9 protein-coding genes and 1 pseudogene are annotated in these 7990 nt (G+C 69.5%); 3 read left to right on the forward strand and 7 right to left on the reverse strand.

Annotated elements, in window-relative coordinates:
* Positions 1-198 precede the first annotated feature (198 nt).
* Positions 199-432 (forward strand): hypothetical protein, encoded by a 234-nt coding sequence (locus KDL01_RS36660; RefSeq protein WP_212533311.1) that lies wholly within the window; start codon positions 199-201, stop codon positions 430-432.
* Positions 433-489: 57 nt separating this feature from the next.
* Here the strand turns inward: KDL01_RS36660 and KDL01_RS36665 are convergent, their stop codons facing one another.
* Both KDL01_RS36665 and KDL01_RS36670 read right to left on the reverse strand, forming a co-directional pair.
* Entirely contained in the window at positions 490-798 is a 309-nt protein-coding gene (locus KDL01_RS36665) for a DUF7677 family protein (protein ID WP_212533312.1), read from the reverse strand.
* A gap of 66 nt (positions 799-864) precedes the next feature.
* On the reverse strand, positions 865-1545 hold the full coding sequence (locus tag KDL01_RS36670) for a TetR/AcrR family transcriptional regulator (RefSeq protein ID WP_212533313.1): 681 nt from the start codon (positions 1543-1545) through the stop codon (positions 865-867).
* A gap of 86 nt (positions 1546-1631) precedes the next feature.
* On the opposite strand from KDL01_RS36670, the pseudogene KDL01_RS46230 reads away from it, so the two are divergent.
* Positions 1632-2748 (forward strand): annotated as a pseudogene (locus KDL01_RS46230) (FAD-dependent oxidoreductase).
* 85 nt (positions 2749-2833) lie between these two features.
* Here KDL01_RS46230 and map read toward each other — a convergent pair.
* Entirely contained in the window at positions 2834-3601 is a 768-nt protein-coding gene (gene map, locus KDL01_RS36685; protein ID WP_212533315.1) for a type I methionyl aminopeptidase, read from the reverse strand.
* A 95-nt stretch (positions 3602-3696) separates the two neighbouring features.
* Between map and KDL01_RS36690 the strand changes: the two genes are divergently transcribed.
* Positions 3697-3957, forward strand: a complete 261-nt coding sequence (locus KDL01_RS36690; protein WP_212533316.1) for a helix-turn-helix domain-containing protein — start codon at positions 3697-3699, stop codon at positions 3955-3957.
* Positions 3958-3974: 17 nt separating this feature from the next.
* Here KDL01_RS36690 and KDL01_RS46235 read toward each other — a convergent pair whose 3' ends face one another.
* The 4 genes from KDL01_RS46235 to KDL01_RS36710 all read right to left on the reverse strand — a co-directional run bounded on the left by KDL01_RS46235 (position 3975) and on the right by KDL01_RS36710 (position 7857).
* Positions 3975-4550, reverse strand: coding sequence for a PH domain-containing protein (locus KDL01_RS46235; protein WP_368861723.1), 576 nt, complete (start codon positions 4548-4550; stop codon positions 3975-3977).
* Positions 4551-4911: 361 nt separating this feature from the next.
* Positions 4912-5679: an ATP-binding cassette domain-containing protein gene (locus KDL01_RS36700; RefSeq protein WP_212533318.1), complete on the reverse strand. Its 768-nt coding sequence runs from the start codon at positions 5677-5679 to the stop codon at positions 4912-4914.
* Positions 5676-6695: an ABC transporter permease gene (locus KDL01_RS36705; RefSeq protein ID WP_212533319.1), complete on the reverse strand. Its 1020-nt coding sequence runs from the start codon at positions 6693-6695 to the stop codon at positions 5676-5678. Before KDL01_RS36705 ends, KDL01_RS36700 begins: the two co-directional genes overlap by 4 nt.
* Before the next feature lie 37 nt (positions 6696-6732).
* The gene (locus KDL01_RS36710; protein ID WP_212533320.1) at positions 6733-7857 is read right to left on the reverse strand and encodes a substrate-binding domain-containing protein; all 1125 of its coding nucleotides are present in this window, start codon (positions 7855-7857) and stop codon (positions 6733-6735) included.
* Positions 7858-7990: the final 133 nt, after the last annotated feature.

The following is a 7990-nucleotide window of genomic DNA, read 5'->3' on the forward strand; positions in this document are numbered from 1 at the left end:
GGCGACTTCGACGCCTACTGGGCCTACCACGAAGCCCGCGACTACCAACGCAACCACCTTGCTCGCTACAAGAACCAGATTCTGCCTACAACCGCAGATCCCTAGACCCGGCCAAGACCTGCACCCATCGCCGATGGCATCCGCATCCGGGGCTATCGGGCCTGCGCGCTGGCCGCGATCGCCGAGGTCGTCTCCGGGATGGAACCGGAGCGTGGCGAGGTGCTCCTCGACGAAGCAGAACTCCTCGCCGACTCGATCGCCGAGGACGAGCCGGGAGGTTGGGGCAAGCTCATCTGCCTGTCCCGCGTGGCGCGGCTGCGGGCCGCCGCTGAACCCGAGCGCGCCGAGAACATCGCCTCGACCATCGACGAGCCGCTGTGGAAGGCGAAGGCCCTGGTCGGGATCGCGCACGCCTGGCTCCAACTGCGGTAGGGGACGCACCCGCCGATGGCCGATCCGGCGGGCCAGCGGCTTGGTGCTGCGTGCGGGTCAGGGGCCCGCCAGCTTGGTCTCCCAGGGTTCGAACGGGGGATCGACCTGGTAGGACGGATCGCAGTAGTGCCGAATCCACTGGGCCGCGCGGTCCTGTGCCTCACCGGCGTTGACGGCCTGGCCCGCCTCGTCGATCTCGAGGACGTTCGTGTAGATCGTGAACACCATCTCCAAGGTGGAGCCGTACTGCATCAGAGCCGGCCGATAGTCGATGTTCTCCAGCAGGTCCATATCGAGCGTGCCGTTGGCCAGGTAGAACGCGAAGAAGCGCAGGCTGGCGCGCACATCTTCGGACAGTCGGGTCATTGCCGCATCGTCCCATGGACGTTCCGCTATGACGTATCGCCCCGTTCGTCTGGACGATGCCGCGCTTCAGCGCGCGATGCGGGTTTCGATGCCGTCGAGGAGGTAGTCGAGGCCGGCCTGGAACGTCTGGTCGGCGGTCAGGTGGGGGCCGTCGCGGACGATCGTGGCCAGCGCGGGGTATCGGCCCGTCGCGAAAGTGCGTGACAGGTAGGGCCCGAAGGCGGCCTGAAACTGCCTCAGGTCCGTTCCGCTGGCCCGCTCGGCGCGTCGCTCGGCGATTTCTCGGCGCACCGCGCCGATGACGTACGCGTTGACGGCCGCGATCGCCGGTACGACGGTGCCCAGGTCGACGCCGTGCATCGCGGCTGCCACGGCGTTCCCGGTGGCCAGCGTGTGCGGCCCGAGCTGCGGCCGGCCGCCGATCAGATCGGCGAGCCATTCGTGCCGGTGGACGGCCTGGCGGGTGGCTTCGGCGACAGAGCGCAGGACCTCGCGCCAGCTGTCTCCGGTCGGCCGGATCTCGGAGTAGACCGCGTCGAGCATCAGCTCGAGCAGTTCCTCCTTGGTGGCGATGTAGCCGTACAGCCGCATCGGGCCGACGTCCAGTTCGGCGGCGACCTTGCGCAGCGAAACCGCCGCCAAGCCGTCGGAGTCGGCCAGCCGGATCGCGGCCCCCACGATCCGCTCCCGGCTCAGCGGGGCGAGCGCCGGTCGTTCCGGCGGTTCCGGCCGCTCCCACACCAACATGCCGTCGACGATACATCGCCTCGGTGCTACGGTGGCATCAGCCAATACAGTGTATCGACCGATACGGTGAATCGAGGGAGAATGCCGTGACCATCGCCATCGTGGGAGCCGGCCCGGGTGGGCTGCTCCTGGCCCGCATGCTGCACGTGAACGGCATCGAAGCCGTCGTGTACGAACGCGAATCCTCGCGCGACGCGCGCAGCCAGGGCGGGATGCTCGACCTGCACTCCAAAACCGGGCAGCGCGCCCTGCGCGAGGCCGGGCTGATCGAACAGTTCCACGCGATCGCCCGCGGCCAAGGCCAGGACATGCGCCTCCTCGAGCCGGACGGCACCCTGCTGCTCCAGGAGGACACGCCCGACGACGCCCCGTTCGAGCGACCCGAGGTCGACCGCGCCGATCTGCGCAACCTGCTGCTGGACTCGCTCCCCGAACACACGGTGCGCCTGGGGGCACACGTTCGAATCCGCAGACAACGGCGTGATTCACTTCGCCGACGGCGGCAGCGCGACGTACGACCTGCTGGTCGGCGCCGACGGCGCACAGTCCCGGGTCCGCGCGCTGCTCACCGACGCCCGTCCGGCGCACATCGGCCAGAACGTCGTCGAGGTCGGCATCCCCGACATCGACCGCACCCATCCCGACCTCGCCGCGATGCTCGGCCGCGGCAACTACTGGGTGTTCGGTGACGGCATGTCCCTCGCGGCGCAGCGCAACGGCGACGGCCGCGTCCGCATCGGCCTCAGCTTCTACAACACGGCCGAGGACTGGTTCGCCGCAAGTGGAATCCCGTTCGACGACCCCGCCGCCGCCCGATCCCGCCTGATCGACCTGCTCGCCGGCTGGCACCCGCGCTTCACCGCACTCATCGCAGCCTGCGACGACACGATCCAGCCCCGCTCGCTCACCACCCTCCCCATCGGCCTGACCTGGCCGCCGACCCCCGGCGTCACCCTGCTCGGCGACGCCGCCCACCTGATGCCGCCGGTAGGCCACGGCGCCAACATGGCCCTACTCGACGGCGCCCTCCTCGGCCTCGCCCTGGCCGCGCACCCCGACGACCTCCCCGCCGCCGTCAAGGAATACGAACGCGAGATGTTCGACCGCACCAGCGCCGTCGGCCGCATGTCCGCCGAGATGCAGGAGATGCTCTCCTCGCTGGACGCCAGCCGAAAGCTGCTCGAGTTCTTCCAACCTGCCTGAGGACTGCGGCGCGGAGCTCCCTACGGGTATCGACCAGTGCTCCAGCCGACGATTCAGAGCTCGGTCAGCTCAGAGTTCAGTCAGCTCAGAGCTCGGTCAGCACCCGCGGCCCGTCATCCGTCACCGCGATGGTGTGCTCGGCGTGGGCGGCGCGGCTGGAGTCGGCGCTGCGGATGGTCCAGCCGTCGGGGTCGATGACGTAAGCGTCCTTGCCGCCGGCGAGGAACCAGGGTTCGATGGCGATGACGAGGCCGGGGCGCAGGGTCAGGCCGCGGCCGGGGCGGCCGTCGTTGGGGACGTGGGGGTCCTCGTGCATGGTGTGGCCGACGCCGTGGCCGCCGAAGTCGATGCAGATGCCGTAGTCGGCCGCGTGGCCTATGGCGCCGATGGCGGCGGAGATGTCGCCGAGCTTGTTGCCTGGGGTCGCGGCGGCGATGCCGGCGGCGAGGGCGGCTTCGGTGGTCTTGATCAGGCGCTCGTCTTCGGGGCGCGGGCGGCCGACGCTGAAGGAGACGGCGGCGTCGCCGGTCCAGCCGTCGAGGGTGGCGCCGCAGTCGATGCTGAGCAGGTCGCCGTCGCGCAGGCGGTAGCCGTCGGGGATGCCATGCAGGGCGGCGTCGTTGACGGAGGCGCAGATGACGGCGGGGAACGGGGACTCGGCGAAGCGGGGGCGGTAGCCGAGGAAGGGTGAGCGTGCACCGGCCTCGGCGAGTACGGCGCGGGCCACCTCGTCCAGCGCGACCAGGCTCACGCCCACCGCCGCCTCCTTGCGTACCGCGGCCAACGCCCGGGCCACGATCCGCCCGGCTTCCCGCATCGCCTCGATCTCCGCGCGGGTCTTGAGTTCCACCATGTCTGCTCCCTGAGTCCCTGGTCGTCCCGGCCGTCTCCGATGCGGGATAACTATACCGGGATAATTATCCCGCTCGTACGCGGTACCATCGAGACATGGTCCGACCGCCCCTCACCCCCCTGGAACGCGCCCGCGGCGAGCAGCTGGCCGCCGTCCTGCGCGGCGCCCGCGGCGAGCGGAGCCTGGCCGATGTCGCCGTACGCTGCGGAATTCCGGTCGAGACGCTGCGCAAGATCGAGTCGGGCCGCGTGCCCACGCCGGCCTTCTTCACCATCGCCGCGATCGCCCAGGCGCTCGATCTCTCCCTCGACACGCTCGCCGGACTCTGCCTGCTCTCGGAGCTCGCTGCGGCGTAGGCGCCCGGCGTTGCCCGTCAGTCCACGGCCGGACCGTGCTGATCCCGTCGGCGTGCTACTTCCTCAAACGCTCGATCGAATTCCGCGTCACCAAGCAGCGCGTCGTGTCCCACCAGCGAATAAAAGGCGGCGTACAGTCGGCCTGGCTTCGGTTGGTTTCGCGTTCGTAAGGCGGGCAGCCTGAACGCGCGGCCGTCGGTGAGTGTGGCACGAACAGCTCTGTGCTCCCACTGCGCAGGCCCAGACGTCACGATCCGAACCCCGCGGATCTCACTCCACACCAGGGCCCCGGAGACTCCGCCGAGTCCGCCGCGTATCTCGAGGCCGGTAGCGGTGATCGTCGTACGCCCCCGCGCAGCACTCGCCGCCGCCCAGGTGAGCTTGCCGCAAACGAGGATGAAAACAGCCGTGGCGACCGGGTTTCGCCGAGCCCCACCCCAGCCCGTCACCTCCACTACGAGCACTGCCAGCGCCCAGGACGCGATGGCCATGCGCCCGAGCCGAACCCGCAGCGGGTATCGGAAACTCAGCTCATCCACAGGCAGACTGTGCCATGGCACGGTCGCCCCGGCAACGGACCGCGCCCTCAGCATCCTGCGCAGCTCCGAGGCTGTGGATACCTACCGCCGCTTGGTTGAGACCAACCCCGATCGCTACCTGGCCGACCTCGCCACCGCGCTCAACCATCTCGGTAGCCGCCTCGAGGAAGCCGGCGAACCTGAGCAGGCGGCAAGAGTCCGGGCGGAAGCAGCGAAACTCCGAGAGGGGTGACCAAGAGGGGGTGACCAAGAGTGCGAGACCCGCGAAGCACATCAGGCCGCAGCGAGGCGTGGTCTCGGCGTTCAGCTTCGTGACGCGGGTGATGAGTTTCGCGCGAAGCGGGCGAGGCGGTGGAATCGACCAACCGGCGGGGCCGGGCGGGCGGCGTTGCCCGGCCGGCCCCGCGGGGGCGTCTCACGCCGTGCGGTACTCGGCGTGGACGAGTTCGAGGAGTTCGGCCACGGACGTCTCGGCGGACGGGCGGTCGAAGGTGATCTCGCCGTGTTGGAGGAGGTTGACGCGGTCGCACACGTCCATGACCTGGCTGTAGTTGTGTGCGATCAGGATGACGGCCAGGTCGCCGCGGGTGCGCAGGCGGTCGATCAGGCGCAGGATCTGGCCGCCTTCGCGGGCGCCCATGGCGGCCAGGGGCTCGTCCAGCAGCAGCACGCGTGCGGCGGTGTTGACGGCGCGGGCCACCGCGATGGCTTGGCGCTGGCCGCCGGACAGGGTTCTGACCTCGGCGCCGACCGAGGGGATGTCGATGCCGATCTCGCCGAGTGCCTCGGCCGCACGGCGCCGCATCGCGGTGTGGCGCAGGAACGGGCCGGCGGTCAGCTCCTTGTTGAGGAAGAAGTTGAGGTACACCGGGAGTTCGTCCACCAGGGCCAGGTCCTGGTAGACGGTCTCGATGCCCAGGCTGCGCGCGTGCGCCACCGAGCGCAGCGCTATCTCCCGGCCGTCGATCAGGATCCTGCCGGAGTCTGGGCGGTGGAAGCCGGTGACGATCTTGATCAGGGTGGACTTGCCCGCCCCGTTGTCGCCGAGCAGGCCGAGTACCTCGCCGGTGCGTACGCTCAGAGTGACGTCGCGCAGGGCGGTGACCGGGCCGAAGCGCTTGGAGATGCGCTCGACCCGCAGCACCTCGGTGCCGGGCTCGGGGGGATCGGTCTGCTCGGTCACCGCAGGTACCTCCTTCGCAGCCGGGAGATGTAGACGTTGAGCAGCATGGCCGCGACCACCGCGATGCCGATCACCACGTCGAAGGCGTAGGCGCTCACGCCGCTGAGGGTGAATCCGTTCTGGATGATCGCGAGCAGCACCGCGCCGAAGAGCGTGCCGACGACGGTGCCGGAGCCGCCGAGCAGCGCGGTTCCGCCGATGACGGCCGACGCCACCGCCATGAACATCATGGTGTTGCCACCGCTGGTGGGGTCGAAGGAGCCGACCCGTACCTGGTCCACGAGCCCGGCCACGCCCGCGAACAGGCTGGTCAGGACGAACGTGGCGACCTTGACGCGGTTGACCTTGATGCCCGATTCGGCAGCGCTCAGCGGATTGCCGCCGCTGGCCTGCGCGTAGACGCCGTACTTGGTGTACGACAGCGCGACCTGCATCACGCCGATGATGACCAATGCCCAGACCAGCTCCGACCAGCGCCAGCCGCCCATGAAGTCGGCCAGGCCGCCGGCGATCGGCGGGGTAGTGGGTTCGGCGCCGGACTGGATATAGGTCATGCCCTCGAGGAAGAAGCCCATGCCGAGGGTGGTGATGAAGGACGAGAGGTTGAACACGGTGCGGATCAGGCCGTTGACCAGCCCGATGCCCATCGCCACCGCGATCGCCAGGACGAGCGAGAGCGGCACGTCAAGGCCCTGGTTGTAGAACGACATGAAGGCGAAGGGGACGAAGGTGTAGGTGAAGCCCGCGGACAGGTCGATCTCGCCGCAGATCAGCAGCAGGGTCTCGCCCGCGCCGATGATCGCCCAGGGCGCGAGGTACTGCATGAGGATGTGGTAGTTGTTCGAGGTGTTGAAGGCCGTGCCGTAGCTTCCCGCGGAGAAGTAGGCGAAGGCCGCGATCGCGACCAGCACGATGCTGAGCTCCCGGCGCCGCAGCAGGGCGCGGGCGAGTCCGCTCCCTGCCGCGCGCCGCGGCTCGGTACCGGGCACTGCGCGCAGTTCCGTATCCGATGCCATGGGTCTGCCTTTTGTCTCTGCCGTACCGACGGGGCCGCTAGCTCTGCACGCTCGAGGCGGCGGGCAGCGTGATCGAACCGGGCATGGTCACCAGCGCCCTGCTCTTGCCGCCCTCGATCCAGCTGCCGGCGCTCGCGTACGGGTCGACGTTCGAGGAGGTGACGAACGTCAGGCCGGTGTCGGTGGCCGGCGGGAAGACCAGGGTCCCGGTCAGCCGGTAGAGGTAGAGGTAGAGCACCGGCAGGAAGCCCTGCAGGTACGCGGACTGGTCGATGGTGAAGTCCAGCGCGCCCGACTTCACCCCGGTGACGGTGTCGCTGAGCAGGTCGAAGCCGCCCGCGTGCACCTGGCCGGAGATCCCGTACTTGGAGATCATCTGCGCGATCGACGCGGTGGAGCCCGCGTCCACCGCGTAGACGCCGCGCGCGGACTTCAGGCCCTGATACGCCGACTCCATGGCGTTGAGCTCGTCCGCCTGCGCCGCCCCGGTGTCCACCGAGTGCACGGTCACACCCGGCGCGGCGGCCTTGAGCGCGTCCTTGATCCCGTCCAGCCGCGGCTGGACGTTGAGCGAGCCGGGCTGCGAGATGCCGACCAGGATGTCGCCGGTGGTGACCTCCGTGGCGATCTTCTGCCCCATCTGGTAGCCGGACTGGTACAGGTCCTGGCCGACGTAGGTCAGGGCGTAGTTGCCGGTGGCGTCCGCGTTGTAGGCGATCACCGGGATGCCCGCGTTCAGGGCCGCCTTGGTCGGGGCGACGAAGGCCTCGGCGTCGGTCAGCGGGATGGCGATGCCGGCCACCCCGCCGCTGATCGCGGTCTCGAAGGCGCTGAGCATCTCCGAGACCACCCCGTTCTCCGAGCCGGTCCAGCTCGGCGCGGGCAGCCCGAGCAGGTCGGCCGCGTCCTTCATCCCGCTCTGGGTGGGCGCGAAGAAGGAGTTGGTGGTGACGTGGTTGATGAAGGCGAACTTCCAGCCCGGGGTCTTCGGGAAGTCCCCGGCGCCGGTGGCGGAGCTCGAGGTGCGGGAACTGGCGCAGCCGGCCAGCACGGAGGCGGCCAGTGCGGCGCCGCCTCCGAGCCCGGCCGTGCGCAGCAGGGCGCGGCGGCCGACCGCGCCCCGGTCGAGCGGATATTCCTGTCCTGCTATCGATCCAGCCATGAGCAGACCTCTTCGTCGCTTGTGGGTGGGTGGTGCCTGCTGTCCTGTGGTGGTGGACAGGGATCGACGGTTCGGTGGAATAGTCGGTGCGGGTGGAATCGTGGAATCGTGGAAGGGACAGGGAGTCGGGGAC

Origin of the sequence: Actinospica durhamensis, from assembly GCF_018139695.1 — a bacterium.
Lineage (GTDB): Bacteria > Actinomycetota > Actinomycetes > Streptomycetales > Catenulisporaceae > Actinospica > Actinospica durhamensis.